The following is a 23,062-nucleotide window of genomic DNA, read 5'->3' on the forward strand; positions in this document are numbered from 1 at the left end:
GCGTTGCTAACTTGCCTTGATGTCCACCCGAACCCTCGACGCCGATCTGTCGGACCGCGCCAGGCACCTGCTCAAGGTGCTGGTGGAGCGTTATATCCGCGAGGGCCAGCCCGTCGGCTCACGCACTTTGTCGCGGGACTCGGGTCTCGATCTCTCTCCCGCCACCATCCGCAACGTCATGGCCGACCTCGAGGAAATGGGGCTGGTGGTTGCGCCGCACACCTCGGCCGGCCGCGTGCCCACGCCGAAGGGTATCCGGTTGTTCGTGGACGCGCTGCTGAAAGTGCAGCCCATGAGCGACGCCGACATCCGGCGGCTGCAGGCCGAAATGGAGGCCGTGCGGACCGGCGACGGCGACATCGTGGGCTCGGCCTCCAGCATCCTTTCGGCGCTGACCCGCATGGCCGGCGTGGTGACGATGCCGCGCCGCAGCCAGGCGGCCCTGCGCCAGGTGGAGTTCCTGCCGCTGTCGGACAAGCGCATCCTGGCGATCCTGGTGATCGACGAAAAAGAGGTGCAGAACCGGATCCTCCACATGGACCGCGACTATGGCGCCGACGAACTCAGGCTCGCCGCCAACTACCTGAACGAGCAGTTTGGCGGCCAGTCGCTGGCCTCCGTCCGGGACAAGCTGCTCGAAGAGCTCGCCGATACGCGCGAGACCATGAACAGCATGATGCAGGAAGCGATCAGCATGGCGCGCCAGGCTTTCCAGACGGTGGACGAGCCCGGCCAGGGTTTCGTGCTGGCGGGCGAGACCAACCTCATGCAGTTCGCCGAGCTTTCCAACGTGGAGCGGCTGCGCAGCCTGTTCGAGGCCTTTGCCCGCCAGCGCGACATCCTGCACCTGCTCGACAAGTGCCTGGCGGCCGAGAGCCTGCAGATCTTCATCGGGGAGGAGTCGGGCTACCGGATGCTGGAGTCGGTGAGCGTCGTGGCCAGCCCGTATTCGGTGGAAGGCGAGGTGGTCGGCGTGCTCGGCGTGATCGGCCCGACGCGCATGGCCTACGACCGGATCATCCCGATCGTGGACATCACGGCCCGCCTCCTGGGCTCGGCCCTCAACTCCCGCGACTAGCGCCCCAAAAGGAGACGGCGCCCGCAGGCGCCGTCCGGTAGTGGTCATGGCAAGCGCGGCTCAGCCCTGCGGCAGGATGACCTGGTCGATCACGTGGATCACGCCGTTGCTGGCCATGACGTCGGCCTGGACGACGGTGGCGCCGTCGACCTTCACCTGGCCGTCGGCGACGGCGATGCTGACCTTGGCGCCGTTGACGGTGGCGGCCTCGGTGATCTTGACGACCTCGCTCGCCGGCACGTTGCCGGGGACGACGTGATAAGTCAGGACGGCAACCAGCTGGTCGCGATTCTCGGGCTTGAGCAGCGATTCGACGGTACCCTCGGGCAGCGCTGCGAAGGCCGCGTCAGTCGGCGCGAAAACGGTGAAGGGGCCTTCGCCTTTCAGCGTCTCGACCAGGCCTGCGGCCTGGATCGCGGCGACCAGCGTGGTGAAAGACCCGGCCGCGACGGCGGTGTCGACGATGTCGGCCTTCTTGCCGTAGTTCGGATAGGCGTTGGCGCTCAGGCTTCCGACGGCGAGCAGGGCCGCAGAGGCAAGCAGGGCGGTGAACTTGGTCATGATTGAAGCTCCTGGATAGGGTCGAGAGGGTCGTGGATAATTGCGAGTGCTCGGGTGGGGCTTTCGCCAGGTGGCTGCCGCCCGGATTCAGCGCCGCGCCGGACCAGACCCCCCCGCAGGCAGCCGTGGCGGGCCCGGGCGACTTGATTTCTCGCGTCGCGGCCCAAGATTGGACTGGGGAACAAGATATCGTTGCTGACGCCGGCCGCTCCAGGGGAGCGCTGCCGGGCGAGCGAGCATGGAGACCAGGCGATGAGCGACCACGACAAGGACCTGCAGGCGGAAGAGATCACGGGCGGCGGCAGGGGCGCGGGCGAGAGCGCCGCCGCCGGCGATCACGCCGCGCGGGCGGACCAGGCGGAGCAGGCGGCAGTGGACCTGCGCGAGCAGCTGCTGCGCGCTGCCGCGGAGCTGGAGAACGTCCGGCGCCGGGCCGCCAGGGACGTCGAGAGCGCCCACCGTTATGGCATCGAGCGCTTCGCGCGCGAGCTGCTGGCGGTGGTCGACAGCCTCGAGATGGGGCGTGACGCGGCCCGTGCCGCCGGCGAGGGCGGGGCGGTCGCCGAAGGCATGGACGCGACGCTGCGGCTGCTGCTGCAGGTGCTCGAGAAGTTCGGCGTCACGGCCGTCGAGGCGGCCGGCCGGCCTTTCGATCCCGAGGTCCACGAGGCCATCATGACCCAGCCGAGCGCCGAGGCCGCGCCGGACACCGTGCTCGCCGTGGTCCAGTCCGGCTACCGCATCCACGACCGGCTGCTGCGGCCGGCCCGGGTGATCGTGGCCCGGCCCCCGGAGGCCTGAACATCTCGAATAACCTCGAATAACCCCTTGAAAGTCGTGATCGGGCCCCCATTACCTGAACAGGCGGGCCGCACGGCCAGACGCAAGCATTGCAACCGGAGACTTTGACATGGGCAAGGTGATTGGAATCGACCTCGGGACCACGAACTCCTGCGTGGCCATCATGGAGGGCAAGACCCCCAAGGTCATCGAAAACAGCGAGGGTGACCGGACGACACCGTCGACCGTGGCCTTCACCAAGGACGGCGAGGTGCTCGTCGGCCAGCCGGCCAAACGCCAGGCGGTCACCAATCCCCAGAACACGCTGTTCGCGGTGAAGCGGCTGATCGGCCGCCGCTTCGACGACCCGGTCGTGGCCAAGGACCGCGACATGGTGCCCTACAAGATCATCGAGGCCGACAACGGCGATGCCTGGGTGGCGGCGGGCGACAAGAAGATGGCCCCGCCGGAAGTGTCGGCCCGCGTGCTGATGAAGATGAAGAAGACCGCCGAGGACTACCTGGGCGAGCCGGTCACCGAGGCCGTGATCACGGTGCCGGCGTATTTCAACGACTCCCAGCGCCAGGCGACCAAGGACGCGGGCAAGATCGCCGGTCTCGAGGTCAAGCGCATCATCAATGAGCCGACCGCGGCGGCGCTGGCGTACGGGCTGGACAAGCAGCGCGGCGACCGCAAGGTGGCGGTGTACGACCTCGGCGGCGGCACCTTCGACATCTCGATCATCGAGATCGCGGAGGTCGACGGCGAGCACCAGTTCGAGGTGCTGGCGACCAACGGCGACACCTTCCTCGGCGGCGAGGACTTCGACCTGAAGGTCATCCAGTACCTGGCCGACAGCTTCGAGAAGGAGAGCGGCATCGACATCCGCAAGGATGCCCTGGCCATGCAGCGGCTCAAGGAAGCGGCCGAGAAGGCCAAGATAGAGCTGTCCTCCTCACAGCAGACCGAGGTCAACCTGCCGTACATCACCGCCGACGCCAGCGGGCCGAAGCACCTCAACATCAAGCTGACCCGGGCCAAGCTGGAGTCGCTGGTCGAAGACCTGGTGCGGCGGACCATCGAGCCCTGCAAGGTGGCGCTGAAGGATGCCGGGCTCAAGGTCGGCGACGTGGACGACATCATCCTGGTGGGCGGCCAGAGCCGCATGCCCAAGGTGCAGGAAGCGGTGAAGGACTTCTTCGGCAAGGAGCCGAAGAAGGACGTCAACCCCGACGAGGCCGTGGCCATCGGCGCCGCCATCCAGGCCGGCGTGCTCTCCGGCGAGGTCAAGGACGTGCTGCTGCTAGACGTGACCCCGCTGTCGCTGGGCATCGAGACGCTGGGCGGCGTGATGACCAAGCTGATCGAGAAGAACACCACTATCCCGACGAAGGCGCACCAGGTGTTCTCGACCGCCGAGGACAACCAGACGGCCGTGACCATCCACGTGCTGCAGGGCGAGCGCGAGCGGTCCGTGGACAACAAGTCGCTGGGTCGCTTCGACCTGACCGACCTGCCGGTGGCCCCGCGCGGGGTGCCGCAGATCGAGGTCACCTTCGACATCGACGCCAACGGCATCCTCAACGTGTCGGCCAAGGACAAGGCGACCGGCAAGGAGCAGAAGATCGTCATCAAGGCCTCCAGCGGCCTGAGCGACGAGGAAATCGAACAGATGGTCAAGGACGCCGAGGCGCATGCGGCCGAGGACAAGAAGTTCCGCGAGCTGGTCGACACGCGCAACCAGGCCGAGGCCCTGATCCACTCCAGCGAGAAATCGCTCAAGGACCTGGGCGAGAAGGTGCAGGCCGAGGAGCGGGCCAGGATCGAGTCCGCCCTGTCCGACCTCAAGGACGCGGTCAAGTCGGACGACAAGGCGCGGATCGACGCCAAGGCGCAGGCCCTGGCCGAGGCCTCGGCCGGCGTGATGCAGCGGGTCTACGCCGAAGAAGCCCAGGCGGGTGCGGCCGAAGGCGCCGCGGGCGAGCAGCCCGAGGGCGCGCGGCCGGCGGACGAGGACGTGGTCGATGCCGAGTTCGAGGAAGTCAAGGAAGACGACAAGAAGTAGGATGCAATGATCACCGGCACGCTCCCGGCCAGCCGGGGGCGTGCCGTTGCCTGGTTCAACCACGGAGCGCCGGATGGCGAAGCGCGACTACTACGAGGCCCTGGGGCTGGCCCGGAACGCCACCGAGGCCGAGCTCAAGAAGGCCTACCGGCGCCTGGCGATGAAGTACCACCCGGACCGCAACCCGGACGACCCGGAGGCGGAAGCGGCCTTCAAGGAAGTGAAGGAGGCATGGGAGGTGCTCAAGGATCCGCGCAAGCGCGCGGCCTACGACCAGTTCGGGCATGCGGGCGTCAGCGGCGCGGGGGGCGGTCCCGGCGGCTTCGAGCCCGGTGATGCCTTCAGCGACATTTTCGGCGAAGTCTTCGGCGACATCTTCGGCGGGGGACGCCGCGGCGGCGGCCGGGCGCGCGTGTTCCGTGGCGCCGACCTGCGTTACGAGCTGGAACTCGAGCTCGAACAGGCCGTCTTCGGCGACACCGTGACCATCAGCCTGCCGCTGGCGGCCGAGTGCGGCACCTGCCACGGCACCGGCGCGCGGGCAGGTTCTTCGCCCGTCGGCTGCCGCACTTGTGGCGGACGCGGTTCCGTCCGGCTGCAGCAGGGCTTCTTCGCGGTCGAACAGACCTGCCCGGCCTGCCGGGGGCAGGGCACCGTCATCGAGGATCCCTGCCCGGACTGCCAGGGCGAGGGCCGGGTGCCGGAGACCAAGACGCTGTCGGTCAAGATTCCGCCCGGCGTGGACAGCGGTGACCGGATCCGGCTCGGCGGCGAAGGCGAGGCCGGCCGGAACGGCGGGCCGCCCGGTGACCTGTACGTGGAAGTGCTGGCCCGGCCGCATCCCATCTTCGAGCGCCGCGGCGCCGACCTGGCCTGCGAGGTGCCGATCGGCTACGCGGTCGCCGCGCTGGGCGGCGAGGTCGAGGTGCCGGCACTGGGCGAGGAGTCGGCGGTGAAGGTCAAGATCCCCGAAGGGACGCAAAGCGGCCGGGTGCTGCGCCTGCGGGGCCGCGGCGTGCGGCCCGTGCGCGGCGGGCCCCAGGGCGACCTGATGGTGCACGTGGTGGTGGAGACGCCCGTGGGCCTGAACAAGCGCCAGAAAGAGCTGCTGCAGGCCTTCGAGGCGAGCCTGCGCGACAGCGGCCGCAGCCACAGCCCGCGGGAACAGGGCTGGATGGACAAGGTTCGCGGCTTCTTCGACCGGTTGAGCTCATGAGCAAGACGATCCCGATCGCGATCCTGGGGGCGAGCGGCCGCATGGGCGCCACGCTGCTCCGTTGCCTCGCCGACTACCCGCAGCTGGTCCTGGTCGGCGCCTCGACTGCGCCCGATTCCGGGCTGGCCGGGCGCGACGCAGGCGAAGCCGCCGGCCTGCCGGCCGCGGGGGTCCGGCTCGTAGACCAGGCCCGGGACGCGCTTCCCGGCGCTGCGGTGGCCATCGATTTCACGCTGGCTGCGGCCGTGGCCGGCAACGCCGCGGCCTGCAAGGCGGCTGGAACCGGGCTGGTTTGCGGCGTCACGGGGCTGGACGAGGCGGCGCGTGCCGCGCTGACGGACGCGGCCGGCGCCGTACCCGTCTTGTGGGCCCCGAACATGAGCGCCGGCGTGGCCGTCCTCGAGCGACTGGCCGCCCTGGCGGCCGCGGCCCTGGGCGATTTCGACGCCGGCGTGCACGAGGTGCACCACGCGGCGAAGCGCGACGCGCCCTCGGGGACCGCGTTGGCGCTCGGCCGTGCCGTGGTGGCCGGCCGGGGGCGGCCGGCGGCCGATGCGGAACCGGACGGGCAGCTCAGGGCGCCGGGGCTGGCCTATGCGGCCGAGCGGCTGGGCGACGTGGTCGGCGAGCATACCGTGACCCTGGCGGGGCCGGGCGAGCGGGTCGAACTGGTGCATCGCGCGACCGACCGGGCGATCTTCGCCCGGGGCGCCCTACGGGCCGCAGCGTGGCTGGCCGGCCGCCCCGCCGGCCGGTACGAGCTGGGCGAGGTCCTGGGGCTCGGACGCGTGGACACTCTGGCAAGCGGTCAGTAAACTATCGTCTTCAGGCGTTGGCCTGATCTCACCCGAAGCGAACTTGGTCCCGCCGCCAGCAGGGCCGGGCCTCCTCCGGGTCAAGAGCGGGAAGGGACCAGCGCGGGCCCGACCCGCTTTTTAGCATGCGCGCGAGAAAAAAACCGGGAGATGAAGTGACGCAGCCGGCAGTCCTGGGACTAGAAGACGGCACGGTCTTTCGCGGCCGCTCGATCGGCGCGCCCGGCGAGACCGTCGGGGAGGTCGTGTTCAACACCGCCATGTCGGGGTACCAGGAGATCCTCACCGATCCCTCCTACGCCCGCCAGATCGTCACGCTCACGTACCCCCATATCGGCAACACCGGCACCAACCCCGAGGACTACGAGTCCGACCGGGTCTACGCCGCGGGCCTGATCATCCGCGACCTGCCCCCCCTGGCCAGCAGCTACCGGCGCAACGAGTCCCTGCCCGAGTTCCTGCAGCGCGAAGGCGTGGTGGCCATCTCCGATCTCGATACCCGCCGGCTGACGCGGCTGATCCGCGAACGGGGCGCGCAGGGCGGCTGCATCCTCGCCGGCAGCGACGATGCCGACCTGGCCGTGGCCCGGGCAAGGGAATTCCCGGGGTTGAAGGGCATGGACCTGGCCCGGGTGGTGACCACCGGCGAGCCCTACGAATGGACCGAGAGCGTCTGGCGCCATGCCCAGGACGAGATCGCGGCCGCACCGCAGGCGGTGCATCGCGTAGTGGCCTGGGACTTCGGCATCAAGCGCAACATCCTGCGGCTGCTGGTGGATGCCCGCTGCCGGGTAACGGTGGTGCCGGCCATGACCCCGGCGGCCGAGGTGCTGGCGATGAAGCCCGACGGCGTGTTCCTGTCCAACGGTCCGGGCGACCCGGAGCCCTGCGACTATGCGATCGCGGCCACCCGCGCCTGCATGGAGGCCGGCGTGCCGGTCTTCGGCATCTGCCTCGGCCACCAGATTCTCGGCCTCGCCGGCGGGGCGCGCACGCTGAAGATGAAATTCGGCCATCACGGCGCCAACCACCCGGTGCAGGACCTCGACACCGGGCAGGTGCTGATCACCAGCCAGAACCACGGCTTCGCGGTGGACGAGGCGACGCTGCCGCCGAACCTGCGCCCGACCCATCGCTCGCTGTTCGACGGCACCCTGCAGGGAATCGAGCGCACCGACTGCCCGGCGTTTTCCTTCCAGGGCCACCCCGAGGCGAGCCCGGGTCCGCATGACCTGCGGCCGCTGTTCCGGAAATTCATCGCGATGATGGAGGGCGCGCGGCATGCCTAGGCGCACCGACCTCGAGAGCATCCTCATCATCGGCGCCGGTCCGATCGTCATCGGCCAGGCCTGCGAATTCGATTACTCCGGCGCCCAGGCCTGCAAGGCGCTGCGCGAAGAGGGATACCGGGTCATCCTGGTGAATTCCAACCCGGCCACCATCATGACGGACCCGGATACGGCCGACGCGGTGTACATCGAGCCGGTCGACTGGCGGGTGCTGGAGCGCATCATCGAGAAGGAACGGCCCGACGCGCTGCTGCCGACCATGGGCGGCCAGACGGCGCTGAACGCGGCCCTGGACCTGGTGGCCCACGGCGTGCTCGAGAAGTACGGCGTGGAGCTGATCGGCGCGTCGCGCGAGGCCATCGACACGGCCGAGGACCGCGACCTGTTCCGCAAGGCGATGATCGAGATCGGCCTCGAGGTGCCGAGCTCGGCCGTGGCGCACAACATGGACGAGGCGCGCGCCATCCAGGCCGAGATCGGCTTCCCGACCATTGTTCGCCCGAGTTTCACTCTCGGCGGCACCGGCGGCGGCATCGCCTACAACGCCGAGGAGTTCGAGACCATCGTCGAGCGCGGTCTCGACCTGTCGCCCACTAACGAGGTGCTGCTCGAGGAATCGGTGCTGGGCTGGAAAGAGTACGAGATGGAGGTGGTGCGCGACCGCAAGGACAACTGCATCATCATCTGCTCGATCGAGAACTTCGACCCGATGGGCGTGCACACCGGCGACTCGATCACGGTCGCGCCGGCGCAGACGCTGACCGACAAGGAATACCAGCGCATGCGCGACGCCTCGATCGCGGTGCTGCGCCGGATCGGCGTGGAGACGGGCGGCTCGAACGTGCAGTTCGCCGTCAATCCCGAGGACGGCCGCTTGATCGTCATCGAGATGAACCCGCGCGTGTCGCGCTCCTCGGCGCTGGCCTCGAAGGCGACGGGGTTCCCCATCGCCAAGGTGGCCGCCAAGCTGGCGGTCGGTTACACCCTGGACGAGCTGCAGAACGATATTACCGGCGGCGCCACGCCGGCTTCTTTCGAGCCCACCATCGACTACGTGGTCACCAAGATCCCGCGCTTCACCTTCGAGAAGTTCCCCGACGCGGACCCACTGCTCACCACCCAGATGAAATCGGTGGGCGAGGTGATGGCCATGGGCCGCACCTTCCAGGAATCCCTGCAGAAGGCGCTGCGCGGCCTGGAGACGGATTGCACCGGTCTCGACGAGCAGGTGGAGGCGCCCTGGGACGAGCCGACCATGCAGCGGATCGAGCGCGAGCTCCGGTTCCCCGGCGCGAACCGGATCCTGTACGTGGGCGACGCGTTCCGCGCCGGCTGCGATGTGGAGACGGTCTTCAACTGGTCGCATATCGACCCCTGGTTCCTGGCGCAGCTCGAGGAACTGGTGCGGGAGGAGGCCATGGTCCGGGCAGGCGGCATGGAAGGGCTCAGCCGCGAGCGGCTGTGGCGGCTGAAACGCATGGGCTTTTCGGATGCGCGGCTGGCGCGGCTGGTGGGCGAGAAGGAAGCGGCGGTGCGCGCGCGGCGCCTGGAGTTCGGGCTGCGGCCGGTCTTCAAGCGCGTCGACACCTGCGCCGCGGAGTTCGCCACGACCACGGCTTACATGTACTCGACCTACGAGGAAGAGTGCGAGGCCGCACCCGGCGACCGGCGCAAGATCATGATCCTCGGCGGCGGTCCGAACCGTATCGGGCAGGGCATCGAGTTCGACTACTGCTGCGTCCACGCCGCCCTGGCGCTCAGGGAAGCGGGCTTCGAGACCATCATGGTCAACTGCAACCCGGAAACGGTGAGCACCGACTACGACACCTCGGACCGGCTGTACTTCGAGCCGCTGACCTTCGAGGACGTGATGGAGATCGTCGAGCTGGAGAAGCCCGAGGGCATCATCGTCCAGTTCGGCGGCCAGACGCCGCTCAAGCTGGCCCGCAAGCTCGAGGCCGCGGGCGCGCCCATTATCGGCACCAGTCCCGACTCCATCGACCTGGCGGAGGACCGGGAACGTTTCCAGCACCTGGTGGAGGACCTGGAACTGCTGCAACCGGCCAACCGCACGGCGCGCAACGTCGAGGACGCCGTCCGGCTGGCGGAAGAGATCGGCTATCCGCTGGTGGTCCGGCCTTCCTATGTGCTCGGCGGGCGGGCCATGGAGGTGGTGTTCTCGGAGTCCGAGCTGCGCACCTACATGCAGTTCGCGGTCAAGGTTTCCGAGGACAGCCCGATCCTGCTCGATCGCTTCCTCGACCATGCGGTCGAGGTGGACATCGACATCGTCAGCGACGGCGAGACCGTGGTGATCGGCGGCATCATGGAGCATATCGAGCAGGCCGGCGTGCACTCGGGCGACTCCGGCTGCTGCCTGCCGCCGAACACGCTCGACCCTTCGCTGCAGGAGCAGCTGCGCGACCAGGTGCGGCGCCTGGCGCGGGCCCTCCAGGTCAAGGGCCTGATGAACACGCAGTTCGCCATCCAGAACGGCCGGATCTACCTGCTCGAAGTGAATCCGCGCGCCTCCCGGACCGTGCCGTTCGTGTCCAAGGCGACGGGCCGGCCGCTGGCCAAGATCGCGGCGCTGTGCATGGCCGGCATCAGCCTCAAGGACCAGGACGTGTCCGGCGAGCGCCGCCCGGACTATCTCTCCGTCAAGGCCTCGGTGTTCCCCTTCGCCAAGTTCCTCGGCGCGGACCCGATTCTCGGCCCGGAAATGAAGTCGACCGGCGAGGTCATGGGCACGGGCCGCTTCTTCGGCGAGGCCTACGCCAAGGCGCAGCTGGCGGCGGGCGTCAAGCTGCCGCGCGGCGGCACGGCGCTGATCAGCGTGCGCGACCAGGACAAGGACGGGGCGGTCGAGCTGGCGCGGATCCTGGTGGACCGGGGTTTCGAGCTGGTCGCGACTTCCGGGACGGCCAAGGCCATCCAGGACGCCGGCGTGGACTGCCGGGCCGTCAACAAGGTGCGCGAGGGCCGGCCCCACATCGTCGACATGATCAGGGACGGCGAGATCAGCCTCGTCGTCAACACCACCGACAATCGCCAGGCGATCCGCGAATCGCACTCTATCCGGCGCGAGGCCGTGCATCGGAAGGTGACTTACTACACGACCATCTCGGCGGCCAAGGCGACCTGTGTAGCCCTGGACCACCTCGACGCGACCGACGTGAACCGCCTGCAGGACCTCCACCTGGAGATCAGCCCATGACGAAGGTGCCAATGACGGCGGGCGGCGCCGCGCGGCTCCGGGAAGAGCTGACCCGCCTGAAGAACGTCGAGCGCCCGCGCATCAGCGCGGCGATCGGCGAGGCCCGGGCCCATGGCGACCTGCGCGAGAATGCCGAGTACCACGCGGCGAAGGAGCAGCAGGGCATGGTCGAGGCGCGCATCCGGGACCTGGAGTACAAGCTGTCCCATGCCGACATCATCGACCCGGCCGGCATCAACGCCGGCGGCCGGGTCGTGTTCGGCGCCACTGTGGAGCTGTTCTCGGAGGCCGAGGACGCGGAGCTGCGCTACCAGATCGTGGGCGAGGAGGAGGCCGATATCCGCGCGGGACGGATTTCCATCGCCTCGCCGATCGCGCGGGCCCTGATCGGCAAGAGCGAGGGCGACGAGGTGCAGGTCCAGGCGCCTGGCGGCGACCGGGTTTACGCCATCCTGAAGGTTGAATATATCTGATGGTGGGGACAGTCCCCGGGACTGTCCCCAGTCAGGCGAGCGGAATGCGCCGCTGTTCCGGGTTCGGCCGCCACAGCAGCGCCACGTGGCCGATGCGCTGGACCAGCTCGGCGCCGGATGCCTCGCACAGGGCCTCGATCATCGCGTCGCGATCCGCCCGCGCCGCGGCGCGCACCCGGACCTTCACCAGCTCATGGTGGGCGAGCGTAGTGTCGAGCTCGGCGAGCAAGCCGGGGGTGATCCCGGCGGCGCCGGTCAGGAGCACCGGCTCGAGCGCGTGCCCGAGACGTCGCAGGTGTTTTTTCTGTTTTTCAGTCAGCGACATATGTTGATTACTTCATGTGATCTATCAATGGGCGACCCGGGGCTGCCGGACGCTGCAGGCCGCGAACGGCTAGTCTAGCAGGCGGCGCCCGGCGGGAAGAGGTGAACCAGGCATGAGCGGACGGACCCGTCGGGGGCGGCGCTGGATGGATGAACACGTCGCCGACCCTTATGTGCAAAAGGCACAGCAGGAAGGGTGGCGCTCGCGGGCCGTGTACAAGCTGCAGGAGATCCAGGAGAAGGATCGCGTGCTGCGCCCGGGCCTCGCGGTCGTGGACCTGGGGGCGGCGCCAGGCGCCTGGAGCCAGTACGCCGCGCGCGAGGTGGGCCGACGGGGGCGAGTCATCGCGGTGGACCTCCTGCCGATGGATCCGGTGGCCGGCGTGGAGTTCATCCAGGGCGATTTCCGGGACCAGGCGACCCTCGACGCCCTGCAGACGGCGCTTGGGGCCGGCAAGGCCGACCTTGTATTGAGCGACATGGCCCCCAATATCAGTGGCATGGCCAGCGTCGACCAGCCGCGGGCCATGTATCTCGCGGAACTGGCGCTGGATTTCGCCCGCCAGCACCTCGCCCCGGGCGGCGGCGCGGTGATCAAGGTGTTCCAGGGCGAGGGCAGCGACGCGCTGGTGGCCGCAGCCAGGCGGATGTTCGAAACCGTCCGCCAGCGCAAGCCGAAAGCATCGAGGGACAGGAGCCGGGAATTCTACCTGGTGGCAGGAAACTACCGGGTCATGTAGTGTCTAACCGAAACGGGCCATGACCCCGTGCCGGGACTTGAGGAGCAGTTTCGTTGAATGACCTAGCCAAGAACATCGTCCTGTGGATCGTGATCGCCGTCGTGCTGTTGACCGTCTTCAACAGCTTCGGCAACGCGCCGCGCGTCGCTCAGGACATCCCATATTCCGCCTTCCTGGAACGCGTCGAGGACGGCTCGGTGTCCGACGTGGTGTTCGAAGGTGACAAGATCAACGGCACCTTCACCAGCGGCGAGCGGTTCACTACGTTCAGCCCGGAGACGGACAACCGCGCGCTGATCGGCGAGCTGAAGGCGGCCGGCGTGAGCTTCCGCTCGGCGCCGCCGCAGCGGCAGTCCTTCCTGATGCAGCTGTTCATCTCCTCGTTCCCGATCCTGTTGCTGATCGCCGTCTGGATCTACTTCATGCGCCAGATGCAGGGCGGGGGCGGCGGCCGCGGGGCCATGTCCTTCGGCAAGAGCCGGGCGCGCCTGCTGGGCGAGGACCAGGTCAACGTCACCTTCTCCGACGTCGCCGGCGTGGAGGAGGCCAAGGACGAAGTGAGCGAGATCGTCGATTTCCTCAAGGATCCGGCCAAGTTCCAGCGCCTCGGGGGCAAGATTCCCAAGGGCGTGCTGATGGTGGGTTCGCCCGGCACCGGCAAGACCCTGCTGGCGCGGGCCATCGCGGGGGAGGCCAAGGTGCCGTTCTTCACCATCTCGGGCTCCGACTTCGTCGAGATGTTCGTCGGCGTGGGCGCCTCGCGGGTCCGCGACATGTTCGAGCAGGCCAAGAAGCACGCCCCCTGCATCATCTTCATCGACGAGATCGACGCCGTCGGCCGCCATCGTGGCGCCGGCCTGGGCGGCGGTCACGACGAGCGCGAGCAGACGCTGAACCAGCTGCTGGTGGAGATGGACGGCTTCGAGGGCAACGAGGGCATCATCGTCATCGCCGCCACCAACCGGCCGGACGTGCTCGACCCCGCGCTGCTGCGCCCGGGGCGCTTCGACCGCCAGGTGGTCGTGCCGCTACCCGACGTGCGCGGCCGCGAGCAGATCCTGAAGGTGCACATGCGCAAGGTGCCGCTGGGCGACGACGTGCGCCCGGCCATCATTGCGCGCGGCACGCCGGGCTTTTCGGGCGCCGACCTGGCCAACCTCGTGAACGAGGCCGCCCTGTTCGCGGCGCGGGCCAATCGCCGCACCGTGACCATGGAGGAGTTCGAGAAAGCCAAGGACAAGATCATGATGGGCGCCGAGCGGCGTTCCATGGTCATGAGCGACGCCGAGAAAAAGCTCACTGCCTACCATGAAGCGGGCCACGCCATCGTGGGCCTGAACGTGCCGGATCACGACCCGGTTTACAAAGTGAGCATCATCCCGCGCGGCCGGGCCCTGGGCGTGACCATGTTCCTGCCGGAAGAGGACCGTTACAGCTTCAGCAAGCGGCGGCTCGAGAGCCAGATCGCCTCGCTGTTCGGCGGCCGCATCGCCGAGGAGCTGATTTTCGGCGCCGATGCCGTGACCACCGGTGCTTCCAACGACATCGAGCGGGCCACCGGGCTGGCGCGCAACATGGTCACCAAGTGGGGCCTGTCCGAACGCCTGGGCCCGCTGGCCTACAGCGAAGACGATGGCGAGATCTTCCTGGGGCGCTCGGTGACCCAGCACAAGCAGGTCTCGGACGTGACGGCGCATGCCATCGACGAGGAGATCCGGGCGATCATCGACAACAACTACCGCCGGGCGCACCAGATCCTCGAGGACCACATGGAGAAGCTGCACACCATGGCCGATGCCCTGGTGAAGTACGAGACCATCGACGAGCAGCAGATCAGGGACATCATGGCGGGCAAGGAACCGCGTCCGCCCAGCGACTGGACGGACAATCCGCCGCCGGTGCCGGAAGAGGAGCGGCCGGCGCAGCGGGACGACGACAAGGGTGCGACACCCATCGCCGGCCCCGCCAGCCAGCACTAGGCCGGACGACCAGCCAGGGCCGGGAGGGCTTGATGCCTTCCCGGCCCTTCTTTTTGCGACGTCCTATGCAGCTCGCCGGCGCTGCCGGGGCTATCATGCATCTCATGTCTTCCCGCACGCTGCAGCTCCGGACCCGGACCCTGGACCTTGCCAGCCCGGTCGTGATGGGGGTTCTCAACGTGACCCCGGACTCCTTCTCCGACGGCGGCCGTTTCAGCATGCCGGGGGCGGCCCGGGCGCACGCGCTGGCAATGGCCGCCGACGGGGCGGCGATCATCGATATTGGCGGCGAGTCCACGCGCCCCGGCGCCCGGCCGGTGTCGGCTGAAGACGAACTGGCCCGGGTGCTGCCGGTGCTGGAGGCGCTGGTCGCGGCCGCCGCGCCGCCGGTATCGGTCGATACCACCAAGCCCGGGGTGATGCGTGCTGCCGCTGCAGCCGGCGCCGAGCTCATCAACGACGTGAACGCGCTGCGAGCCCCCGGGGCGCTCGCGGCCGCAGCGGACAGCGGCTGCGCCATCTGCCTCATGCACATGCAGGGCAAGCCGCGCACCATGCAGGCAGCACCGCACTACGACGACGTGGTCGGCGAGGTCTACGATTTTCTTGCGCGGCGCGTCGAGGCGTGCATCGCGGCCGGCATCGAGAGCTCGCGGCTGGCGCTCGACCCCGGCTTCGGCTTCGGCAAGACGCTGGACCACAACCTGGCGCTGATGCGGCACCTGGGGCGCTTCACCGGCCTCGGCCTGCCGGTGCTGGTCGGCGTCTCGCGCAAGTCCATGATCGGCGCGGTCACGGGCCGGCCGGTCGACCAGCGCCTGGCCGGGGGGCTGGCGCTCGCCGCGCTCGCAGTCAGCGCCGGAGCCGCTATCATTCGCAGCCACGACGTGGCCGCGACGCGCGACGCGCTCGCCATGACGGCAGCCGTGCTGGCCGCCGATGACCAGGGAGAACAGGGATGAGCAGGAAATATTTCGGGACCGACGGCGTGCGCGGCACGGTCGGCGCGCCGCCCATGACGGTGGATTTCGCCCTGCGGCTGGCCAGCGCGGCCGCCCGGGTGCTGGCGCCGGAAGGCGGCACCGTCCTGATCGGCAAGGACACCCGCCTGTCGGGCTACATGTTCGAAGCGGCACTGGAAGCCGGCTTCACCGCAGCCGGGGTCAACGTGCTGCTGGCGGGACCGCTGCCGACCCCGGGCGTGGCGTACCTGTGCCGCGAGCTGGGCGCCGAGTTCGGGCTGGTGATCAGCGCCTCGCACAACCTCTACGACGACAACGGCATCAAGATTTTCGCAGCCGGCGGCGAGAAGCTGACGGACGAGCAGGAGCGCGCGATCGAGGCGCTGCTCGACGAGCCGCCGTTGACGCGGGAGTCGGCCGCGCTGGGCCGGGCCCGGCGGGTCGACCAGGCCCGCGTGGACTACCAGGAGTTCTGCAAGACCATGCTGCCGGCGGGCGCCGACCTGGCCGGCATCAAGCTGGTGGTCGACTGTGCTCATGGCGCGGCCTACAAGGTGGCGCCGCGGGTGCTCGCGGAGCTCGGCGCCGAGATCATCCCCATCGGCTGTTCGCCGAACGGGCGCAACATCAACCAGGGCTGCGGCTCGACCCAGCCGGAACTGCTGGCGACCACCGTCAAGGGCGTCGGGGCGCGGCTGGGCATCGCGCTCGACGGCGACGGCGACCGCTGCGTGCTGGTGGACGAGCGCGGCGAACTGGTGGACGGCGACCAGCTGCTCTACCTGCTGGCGCGCGATGCGGGCGCCCGGGGCGAGCTGCGCGGCCCGGTCGTAGGCACGGTGATGAGCAACCTCGGCCTGGAGCAGTCGCTCGGGCGGCTGGGCATTCCCTTCCGCCGCGCCGCGGTCGGCGACCGCTACGTGATGGCGCTGCTCAAGGAGGAGGGCGGCCAGCTCGGCGGGGAAACCTCGGGCCATATCATCAACCTGGCGCGGACCTCTACGGGCGACGGCCTGGCCACGGCCCTCCAGGTGCTCGAGGTGATGCGCCATACCGGCAGCCCGCTGTCCGAGCTGGTGGCCGGCATGCCGCGGCTGCCGCAGGTCATGATCAACGTGCGGGTGTCCCGCCGGATCGACCCGCGGGCGGCGTCCGGGGTGCCCGAGGCGCTGGCGGCCGCTGAGTCCGAGCTGGGCACCGACGGCCGCATCGTGCTGCGGGCTTCCGGCACCGAGCCGGTCATCCGCGTAATGATCGAGGCGGTGGACGCCATGCAGGCCCGCGGCCTTGCGGAACGTCTTGCCGAGGTCGTGCGGATCGCGGCCGAACATTGATTTCCCCGGGGGCTGCGGCTAAAGTGCCGCGCCTCCACGGCCCGGGAGTGACTGATGAGAAGGAAACTGGTCGCAGGTAACTGGAAGATGCACGGCTCGCGTGAGCTGACGCGGACGCTCGTGTCCGGCCTGGCCGCCGAGTTCGGCGCCGCGGCGCCCTGCGACATGGCCGTGTGCCCGCCTTACCCGTACCTCGAGGAAGCCGCCCGGGCCGCGGCCGGCAGCCCGGTGGCGGTCGGCGCCCAGGATGTTTCCGACCAGGACCAGGGGGCCTACACGGGCCAGGTGTCGGCCGCGATGCTGGCCGAGCTCGGCTGCCGCTACGCCATTGTCGGCCACTCCGAGCGCCGCACGCTGAATGGCGAGAGCGACGAACTGGTGGCCGCGAAGTTCAGGGCCGCCCAGGGACAGGGCCTGGTGCCCATCCTCTGCGTCGGCGAGAGCCTCGAAGAACGGGAGGCCGACGAGACTGAGGCGGTGGTCGGGCGGCAGCTGCGGGCCGTGCTTGCGGCGGCCGGGATCGGGGCCTTCGAGCAGGCGGTGATCGCGTATGAGCCCATCTGGGCCATCGGCACCGGGCGCACGGCTTCGCCGGAACAGGCGCAGGCGGTGCACGCATATATCCGTGGCTTACTCGCGGCGGAAAATGCTAAGATTGCGGACTTCGTGAAGGTGCTGTACGGCGGTAGCGTCAAGGCCGCCAATGCAGCCGATATTTTTGCCATGCCGGATGTCGACGGTGGGCTCGTGGGCGGCGCCTCGCTCGAGGTCGAGGGCTTCGCGGGCATCTGTCGCGCCGCCGGCTGAGTTACGGATACCAGGACCAGATGCTGCAGACCTTAGCTACCGTGAGCCATGTCTTCCTGGCCGTGGCCATTATCGTCCTCGTGCTGCTCCAGCGCGGCAAGGGCGCCGATGCCGGCGCGGCCTTCGGAGCGGGCGCGTCCGGGACCGTGTTCGGTTCCCGGGGCACGACGTCCTTCCTCAGCCGGACGACAGCCGTGCTTGCGACCCTGTTTTTCATTACGAGCCTCGGGCTCGCATACCTCGCCGGTCAGCGGACGGAGCCGGACAGCATTCTCGAGCGCGCGCCGGTGACGGCGCCGGCCTCGACTGAGATGCCCAGCGCCATCCCGACGCCGGCCCAGGACGGCGACTTGCCTGCCTTGCCGGCAGACGAGCCGCCGGCCAACGAGCAGGCGCCGCCGCCACAGTAAGCGGCGACGCCAGCGGGATCCTCGGTTTTTCGTGCGGATGTGGTGGAACTGGTAGACACGCTGTCTTGAGGGGGCAGTGGCGCAAGCCGTGTCGGTTCGAGTCCGACCATCCGCACCACCTACCAGGAACTTTCTCGAATTGAGGGGCTTATGAGCCTCTCGAGCCGATCCAGCGGCACCTTGCGGTGAGACCCAGGGGCGACAGGGCGCGCCCTGCAATAAAAGGTTCACCTTCTACCGGGACAATCCGGGTCCGATGAACGCTCTGCCCGGCGCCACCGACCTGATGCGCCTGTTTGCGTCCTCGGCGCTGACGTTCGGCTGGCTGAGCCTGTCGCTCCTGGCCCGCCAACTGGCCCATCTCAAGCTCGCCGCCTTCGCGCTCTCCATCCTGCTCTTGCCCCTTCTCGCCGGCCTGCAGCTGGTCCACTGGCTGTGTCTTCTGCTCGACGAGGTGTTCTGCCGGGGCTACCGCGAGGCGCGGGTGGAAAGCCCGGTGTTCGTGCTGGGCATTCCGCGCAGCGGCACGACCCTGGCGCACCGGGTGCTGGCCGAGGATCCGCAGTTCACCACCTTCACCACCTGGGAATGCGTGCTGGCGCCGGCGGTGATCCAGCGGCGGCTCCTGCGCTGGGCCGGGCGCGTGGACCGGCGGCTGGGAGGTCATGCCCGGCGGCTGCTCGACGGCATCATCGGCCGCATCGCCACCGGCCTGGACGGCATCCACCCGGTTGCGCTGGACGCGCCGGAAGAGGACTACCTGGCGCTGCTGCCGGCGCTGGGCTGTTTCCTGCAGGTCGTGCCGTTCCCGTTCTCGCGCCGGGGCTGGCGCCTGGGCCGCCTGGACCGGGACATGCCGTCCGCGGAACGCCAGCGCCTGCTGCGGTTCTACCGCGCCCTGGTCCAGCGCCACCTGTACGCGGCCCCGCCGGGCAAGCGTTTCCTGTCCAAGAACGCGGCGTTCGCCTCCTGGGCCGGGAGCCTGGCGGAAACCTTCCCGGATGCGCGCTTCATCGCCTGCCTGCGCGAGCCGCTGCAGGTCGTACCCTCCCAGCTGTCGGCCCTGGCCGGCGGCTGCAGACTGTTCGGACACCGCGCGGACGACCCGGTCTTTGTCGAGCGCCTGATGTCCACCCTGGAGCACGGCTATCACCATCTCATGGACTTCGCCGCGGACCGGCCGGGGCGGGCAGTCGTGGTGACGGAACCGGAGTTGCGTGAGCGCCTGGCGGCGACCTTCGAGGAGGCCTATCGGCAGCTGGGACTGGCGTGCTCGCCGGGATGGCAGGCTCGCCTGAGGCAGCGCGGCGGTGCGGCGCGTCGTTTTCGCTCGACCCACCGGCCGACACCCGCCTGCTTCGGGCTCTCCGCGGAGGGCATTTTGCGCCGGTTCCGCAGTGTCTACGGGCGGTCGGACACACCTTTCGGCCGGGAGGCAGCATGATGAGCGCACACGCCGACTACATCCGTCCCGTCCCTACGCCGCGCCTGCCGCTGAAGCTGGTGGTGGTCTCGGATGCCCTGCCCGAGCGCAACGGGGTTGGGACCTACTATCACGACCTCGTCGCAGCGCTCGCGGGGCGCATTGAGCATGCCGAGCTCATCTGTCCCGACCCCACGCGGGGCTGGCGGGGCAGATTCAGCCTTCCCCTCCCCGGGGACGCGACCCAGAGCGTCTGCCTGCCGCCGCGCCGCCGGCTGCTGGGCTATCTTGAATCGCTGCGTCCGGACGTCATCGTCGTGGCCACGCCGGGACCCTTCGGCACGACGGCGATCACTGCCGCCCGGCGACTCGGGGTGCCTGTCATCGGCGGCTACCACACGGACCTGGACCAGCTGGCCAACCTCTACTGGACCCGGCCCTGGAGCCGTTTGTTCGGCCGGGCCAGCCAGAGGGTGCTGGAGCGACGCAGCCGTTCGGTCTTCGCGGCCAGCCGCGTCGTGGTGGCCAACAGCGAGCCCATGGCCGCAGGGGCGCGACGCTTCGGTGCGGGCCGGGTTGCGGTCATGGGCACGCCGCTGGGCGGGCGGTTCCTGGCTGATCCGCCAGCGGCCGCCGGACACCGCCTCGACGAGGTGCTTTTCGCCGGCCGCCTGGCGCCGGAGAAGAACGTCGAGGCGGTCGTCGCCGCGGCGCGCCGGCATCCGCACATCCGGTTCCGGCTGGCCGGCGACGGCCCCCTGGCGGGCACGGCCCGCGCGGCCTGCGCAGAACTGCCCAACCTCCAGTGGCTTGGCTGGCAACCACGTTCCGCCCTCCCGCAGCTGATGGACGAGGCGGACGCCGTGGTGCTGCCTTCCCGGGTCGAAGGTTTTGGCACGGTGGCGCTGGAGGCCATGGTCCGGGGCCGGCTCGCGGTGGTCTCGTCGCGCTGCGGGATCCTCGACTGGGACGACCTCTCCCACGGTCTTTTCGCCATGGGCGCCGCGGAGTCTCTCGAGCACGCCCTAGGACGCCTGGAACGGATGCCGCCAGAGCTCCGGCTGGCCCTCGCCCGGCGTGGGCGAAAGGCCGCCGGCGCATTTTGCGATGCCATCATCCGGGACTGGGTGGCGCTGGTGGACGAGACCGTCCGTGGCTGAGTCGGCGCCGGCGCTGTTGTCCGTCCACGACGTGATGCCGGCGACGCTGGGGCAGGTCGAGGACCTGGTCGGGCTGGTACGGCGACGCCATGCGGGCCCGGTGACGCTGCTGGTGGTGCCTGGCGCCGGCTGGAGCGAAGGCAGCCTGTACCGCCTCAGGAGACTGACTGACGCCGGCTGCGAAGTGGCCGGGCACGGCTGGAGCCACCGGGCGGCCCGGGTTCGCGGCCTGCACCATCGGTTGCATGCGGCGCTGATCTCGCGGGGGGTGGCCGAACACCTGGCGCTGGACCGGGACGGCGCCCGCACCCTGGTCCAACGCTGTTACGACTGGTTCGCCGAGCAAGGCCTGCCGTCGCCGACGCTCTATGTGCCGCCGGCCTGGGCTCTCGGCCCCCTGGATCCGGCCCGGGACCGAGACCTGCCGTTCCAGCTATGGGAGGACCTCGGCGGGATCAGGTATGCCGGCCGCACTGGCCGGCGGTGGCTGCCCCTGGCGGGGTTCGAGGCGGACACCCGGCTGCGGGCAACGGTGGTACGGATGGTGAATCGACTCGGCTTCCAACTCGCCAAGGGGTCCAGGCCGCTGCGCTTCGCCATTCACCCCGGCGATCTCGACCTCATGCTGGCCGCCGAGCTCCGGGCGGGCCTCGACCGCATCGACGGCCTGCTTTCCTATCGCGACCTTCTGCCAGGCGGGGCCACAGCGCGCGCAGTTTACTGTACGCCGCCGACGCCTTCCTGACCTCCCTCGCGGGGAAACCGGCGCCGCCGGGACCGCGAACTTCATCTCCGAGGGGAATCATCCCGGCGCCGCTGCTGCGTCGCGGCGCAGGCTGGTAGAATAGTCCGCTCCCAGTGGCCGCGAGCCCGGCGGCGCGGCGTCGAACAGGAACCGGAATGCTCGAGAACTACCTCCCCATCCTTGTTTTCCTGGTCATCGCTTCGGTCCTCGGCGCGACTTTGCTCGCGGCCGGGTTCGTCCTTGGTCCGCGGCGGCCGGACGAGGCCAAGAACTCGCCCTACGAGTGCGGTTTCGAAGCCTTCGAGGACTCGCGCATGAAGTTCGACGTCCGCTATTACCTCGTCGCCATCCTGTTCATCATCTTCGACCTCGAAATCGCCTTTCTCTTCCCGTGGGCGGTCTCGCTCGACCAGGTCGGGGGCTTCGGCCTCCTGGCCATGGCGGTATTCCTGCTGATCCTCGTCGTCGGCTTCATCTACGAGTGGAAACGGGGGGCGCTGGAATGGGATTGAACGACCCCGTGCCCGCCGCCCTGGGCAAGAGCCAGAAGCCCGGCATCGTCACGACCACGGTCGATGCGGTGGTGAACTGGGCCCGCACCGGCTCCATGTGGCCGATGACCTTCGGGCTGGCCTGCTGTGCCGTGGAGATGATGCACGCCGGCGCAGCGCGCTATGACCTGGACCGTTTCGGCATCATCTTCCGGCCCAGCCCGCGCCAGTCCGACGTGATGATCGTGGCCGGCACGCTGGTCAACAAGATGGCGCCCGCGCTGCGCAAGGTCTACGACCAGATGTCGGAGCCGCGCTGGGTGATTTCGATGGGCAGTTGCGCCAACGGCGGCGGCTACTACCACTATTCCTATGCGGTGGTGCGCGGCTGCGACCGCATCGTGCCGGTGGACGTTTACGTGCCGGGCTGCCCGCCGACGGCCGAGGCGTTGCTGTACGGCATCCTGCAGCTGCAAAAGAAGATCAGGCGGACCAACACCATCGCGCGATGAGCAGGAAGACCGAGACACTGGCGGCGCGGCTGCGGGAGCAGCTCGGTGAGGAGTTCGAGCTCGAGCTCGGGCCCGGCATCGAGCTCGGCATCACCGTGCCGGCCGGGCGCCTGGTGGAAATCGCCACCATGCTGCGCGACGCGCCGGGGCTCGAGTTCGGCATGCTGGTGGACCTGGCGGGCGTCGATTACCTGACCTACGGCATGGAGGAGTGGAAGACGCTCCAGGCGACGGCCTCCGGCTTCAGCCGCGGTGTCCGGCGCGGGTCGCCGCCGGTCTCCCCGGATACGCCCCGGCGCTTTGCCGCCGTCTGCCAGCTGCTGTCGCTAACCCGCAACCACCGGCTGCGGCTGCGCTGCTACGCGCCGCCGGGCGACCCGCCGCGCCTGCCGACGCTCACCGAGGTCTGGCCCGCGGCGGACTGGTTCGAGCGCGAGGCCTTCGACCTGTTCGGCATCCTGTTCGACGGCCATCCGGACCTGCGCCGGATCCTGACCGACTACGGCTTCATCGGCCATCCCTTCCGCAAGGACTTCCCGCTCACCGGCCAGGTAGAGGTGCGGTACGACGCCGAGCAGCAGCGGGTGGTGTACGAGCCGGTGCAGATCGAGCCCCGTACCCTGGTGCCGCGCGTGATCCGGGACGATCATCGCTATGACCCGGCCATGAAGGACTGAGGTC

22 protein-coding genes and 1 tRNA gene are annotated in these 23,062 nt (G+C 69.3%); 21 read left to right on the plus strand and 2 right to left on the minus strand.

Annotated features, from left to right (window positions below; translation table 11 throughout):
- Positions 1 to 19 precede the first annotated feature (19 nt).
- On the plus strand, positions 20 to 1,078 hold the full coding sequence (gene hrcA / locus G6N75_RS13615) for a heat-inducible transcriptional repressor HrcA (protein WP_165348906.1): 1,059 nt from the start codon (positions 20 to 22) through the stop codon (positions 1,076 to 1,078).
- A 60-nt stretch (positions 1,079 to 1,138) separates the two neighbouring features.
- Here the strand turns inward: hrcA and G6N75_RS13620 are convergent, their stop codons facing one another.
- The gene (locus tag G6N75_RS13620) at positions 1,139 to 1,639 is read right to left on the minus strand and encodes a fasciclin domain-containing protein (protein ID WP_165348907.1); all 501 of its coding nucleotides are present in this window, start codon (positions 1,637 to 1,639) and stop codon (positions 1,139 to 1,141) included.
- A gap of 252 nt (positions 1,640 to 1,891) precedes the next feature.
- Between G6N75_RS13620 and grpE the strand changes: the two genes are divergently transcribed.
- The 7 genes from grpE to greA all read left to right on the plus strand — a co-directional run bounded on the left by grpE (position 1,892) and on the right by greA (position 11,494).
- On the plus strand, positions 1,892 to 2,440 hold the full coding sequence (gene grpE / locus G6N75_RS13625) for a nucleotide exchange factor GrpE (RefSeq protein ID WP_165348908.1): 549 nt from the start codon (positions 1,892 to 1,894) through the stop codon (positions 2,438 to 2,440).
- Positions 2,441 to 2,549: 109 nt separating this feature from the next.
- The gene (dnaK, locus tag G6N75_RS13630; protein ID WP_165348909.1) at positions 2,550 to 4,484 is read left to right on the plus strand and encodes a molecular chaperone DnaK; all 1,935 of its coding nucleotides are present in this window, start codon (positions 2,550 to 2,552) and stop codon (positions 4,482 to 4,484) included.
- Positions 4,485 to 4,557: 73 nt separating this feature from the next.
- Positions 4,558 to 5,700 carry a molecular chaperone DnaJ gene (dnaJ, locus tag G6N75_RS13635; RefSeq protein ID WP_165348910.1) on the plus strand — a complete coding sequence of 381 codons (1,143 nt, stop codon included), beginning with the start codon at positions 4,558 to 4,560 and terminating at the stop codon, positions 5,698 to 5,700.
- The gene (gene dapB, locus G6N75_RS13640) at positions 5,697 to 6,515 is read left to right on the plus strand and encodes a 4-hydroxy-tetrahydrodipicolinate reductase (RefSeq protein ID WP_165348911.1); all 819 of its coding nucleotides are present in this window, start codon (positions 5,697 to 5,699) and stop codon (positions 6,513 to 6,515) included. The genes dnaJ and dapB overlap by 4 nt, the downstream gene beginning before the upstream one ends.
- 125 nt (positions 6,516 to 6,640) lie before the next feature.
- Positions 6,641 to 7,804, plus strand: a complete 1,164-nt coding sequence (gene carA / locus G6N75_RS13645; protein WP_206203130.1) for a glutamine-hydrolyzing carbamoyl-phosphate synthase small subunit — start codon at positions 6,641 to 6,643, stop codon at positions 7,802 to 7,804.
- Complete coding sequence (carB, locus tag G6N75_RS13650; RefSeq protein WP_165348913.1) at positions 7,797 to 11,021, plus strand: carbamoyl-phosphate synthase large subunit; 3,225 nt, start codon at positions 7,797 to 7,799, stop codon at positions 11,019 to 11,021. Before carA ends, carB begins: the two co-directional genes overlap by 8 nt.
- Positions 11,018 to 11,494: a transcription elongation factor GreA gene (gene greA, locus G6N75_RS13655; protein ID WP_165348914.1), complete on the plus strand. Its 477-nt coding sequence runs from the start codon at positions 11,018 to 11,020 to the stop codon at positions 11,492 to 11,494. Before carB ends, greA begins: the two co-directional genes overlap by 4 nt.
- Before the next feature lie 31 nt (positions 11,495 to 11,525).
- Here the strand turns inward: greA and yhbY are convergent, their stop codons facing one another.
- On the minus strand, positions 11,526 to 11,819 hold the full coding sequence (yhbY, locus tag G6N75_RS13660) for a ribosome assembly RNA-binding protein YhbY (protein ID WP_165348915.1): 294 nt from the start codon (positions 11,817 to 11,819) through the stop codon (positions 11,526 to 11,528).
- A gap of 112 nt (positions 11,820 to 11,931) precedes the next feature.
- Here yhbY and rlmE point away from each other — a divergent pair, with 112 nt between their 5' ends.
- From rlmE to G6N75_RS13725, 13 genes are all read left to right on the plus strand, one after another.
- Positions 11,932 to 12,558 carry a 23S rRNA (uridine(2552)-2'-O)-methyltransferase RlmE gene (rlmE, locus tag G6N75_RS13665; RefSeq protein WP_165348916.1) on the plus strand — a complete coding sequence of 209 codons (627 nt, stop codon included), beginning with the start codon at positions 11,932 to 11,934 and terminating at the stop codon, positions 12,556 to 12,558.
- A 53-nt stretch (positions 12,559 to 12,611) separates the two neighbouring features.
- Positions 12,612 to 14,537 (plus strand): ATP-dependent zinc metalloprotease FtsH, encoded by a 1,926-nt coding sequence (gene ftsH, locus G6N75_RS13670; protein ID WP_165348917.1) that lies wholly within the window; start codon positions 12,612 to 12,614, stop codon positions 14,535 to 14,537.
- 104 nt (positions 14,538 to 14,641) lie between these two features.
- Entirely contained in the window at positions 14,642 to 15,499 is an 858-nt protein-coding gene (gene folP, locus G6N75_RS13675; protein ID WP_165349176.1) for a dihydropteroate synthase, read from the plus strand.
- Positions 15,496 to 16,833 carry a phosphoglucosamine mutase gene (gene glmM / locus G6N75_RS13680; RefSeq protein ID WP_165348918.1) on the plus strand — a complete coding sequence of 446 codons (1,338 nt, stop codon included), beginning with the start codon at positions 15,496 to 15,498 and terminating at the stop codon, positions 16,831 to 16,833. Before folP ends, glmM begins: the two co-directional genes overlap by 4 nt.
- Positions 16,834 to 16,887: 54 nt before the next feature.
- Complete coding sequence (gene tpiA, locus G6N75_RS13685) at positions 16,888 to 17,640, plus strand: triose-phosphate isomerase (RefSeq protein ID WP_165348919.1); 753 nt, start codon at positions 16,888 to 16,890, stop codon at positions 17,638 to 17,640.
- Positions 17,641 to 17,660: 20 nt separating this feature from the next.
- Positions 17,661 to 18,050 carry a preprotein translocase subunit SecG gene (gene secG, locus G6N75_RS13690; RefSeq protein WP_165348920.1) on the plus strand — a complete coding sequence of 130 codons (390 nt, stop codon included), beginning with the start codon at positions 17,661 to 17,663 and terminating at the stop codon, positions 18,048 to 18,050.
- Between the two features lie 33 nt (positions 18,051 to 18,083).
- Positions 18,084 to 18,168 (plus strand) — tRNA-Leu (locus G6N75_RS13695).
- Between the two features lie 138 nt (positions 18,169 to 18,306).
- Positions 18,307 to 19,494 (plus strand): sulfotransferase, encoded by a 1,188-nt coding sequence (locus G6N75_RS13700; RefSeq protein WP_165348921.1) that lies wholly within the window; start codon positions 18,307 to 18,309, stop codon positions 19,492 to 19,494.
- Positions 19,494 to 20,633 (plus strand): glycosyltransferase, encoded by a 1,140-nt coding sequence (locus G6N75_RS13705; protein WP_165348922.1) that lies wholly within the window; start codon positions 19,494 to 19,496, stop codon positions 20,631 to 20,633. Before G6N75_RS13700 ends, G6N75_RS13705 begins: the two co-directional genes overlap by 1 nt.
- Positions 20,626 to 21,378 carry a polysaccharide deacetylase family protein gene (locus G6N75_RS13710; protein WP_346765535.1) on the plus strand — a complete coding sequence of 251 codons (753 nt, stop codon included), beginning with the start codon at positions 20,626 to 20,628 and terminating at the stop codon, positions 21,376 to 21,378. Before G6N75_RS13705 ends, G6N75_RS13710 begins: the two co-directional genes overlap by 8 nt.
- Before the next feature lie 155 nt (positions 21,379 to 21,533).
- Positions 21,534 to 21,890, plus strand: a complete 357-nt coding sequence (locus G6N75_RS13715; RefSeq protein WP_165348924.1) for an NADH-quinone oxidoreductase subunit A — start codon at positions 21,534 to 21,536, stop codon at positions 21,888 to 21,890.
- Positions 21,891 to 21,910: 20 nt separating this feature from the next.
- Complete coding sequence (locus G6N75_RS13720) at positions 21,911 to 22,381, plus strand: NADH-quinone oxidoreductase subunit B (RefSeq protein WP_240901162.1); 471 nt, start codon at positions 21,911 to 21,913, stop codon at positions 22,379 to 22,381.
- Positions 22,378 to 23,058 carry an NADH-quinone oxidoreductase subunit C gene (locus G6N75_RS13725; RefSeq protein ID WP_165348926.1) on the plus strand — a complete coding sequence of 227 codons (681 nt, stop codon included), beginning with the start codon at positions 22,378 to 22,380 and terminating at the stop codon, positions 23,056 to 23,058. The genes G6N75_RS13720 and G6N75_RS13725 overlap by 4 nt, the downstream gene beginning before the upstream one ends.
- Positions 23,059 to 23,062: the final 4 nt, after the last annotated feature.

It is taken from the genome of Thioalkalivibrio sp. XN8, assembly GCF_011058255.1.
Classification (GTDB): domain Bacteria; phylum Pseudomonadota; class Gammaproteobacteria; order Steroidobacterales; family XN24; genus XN24.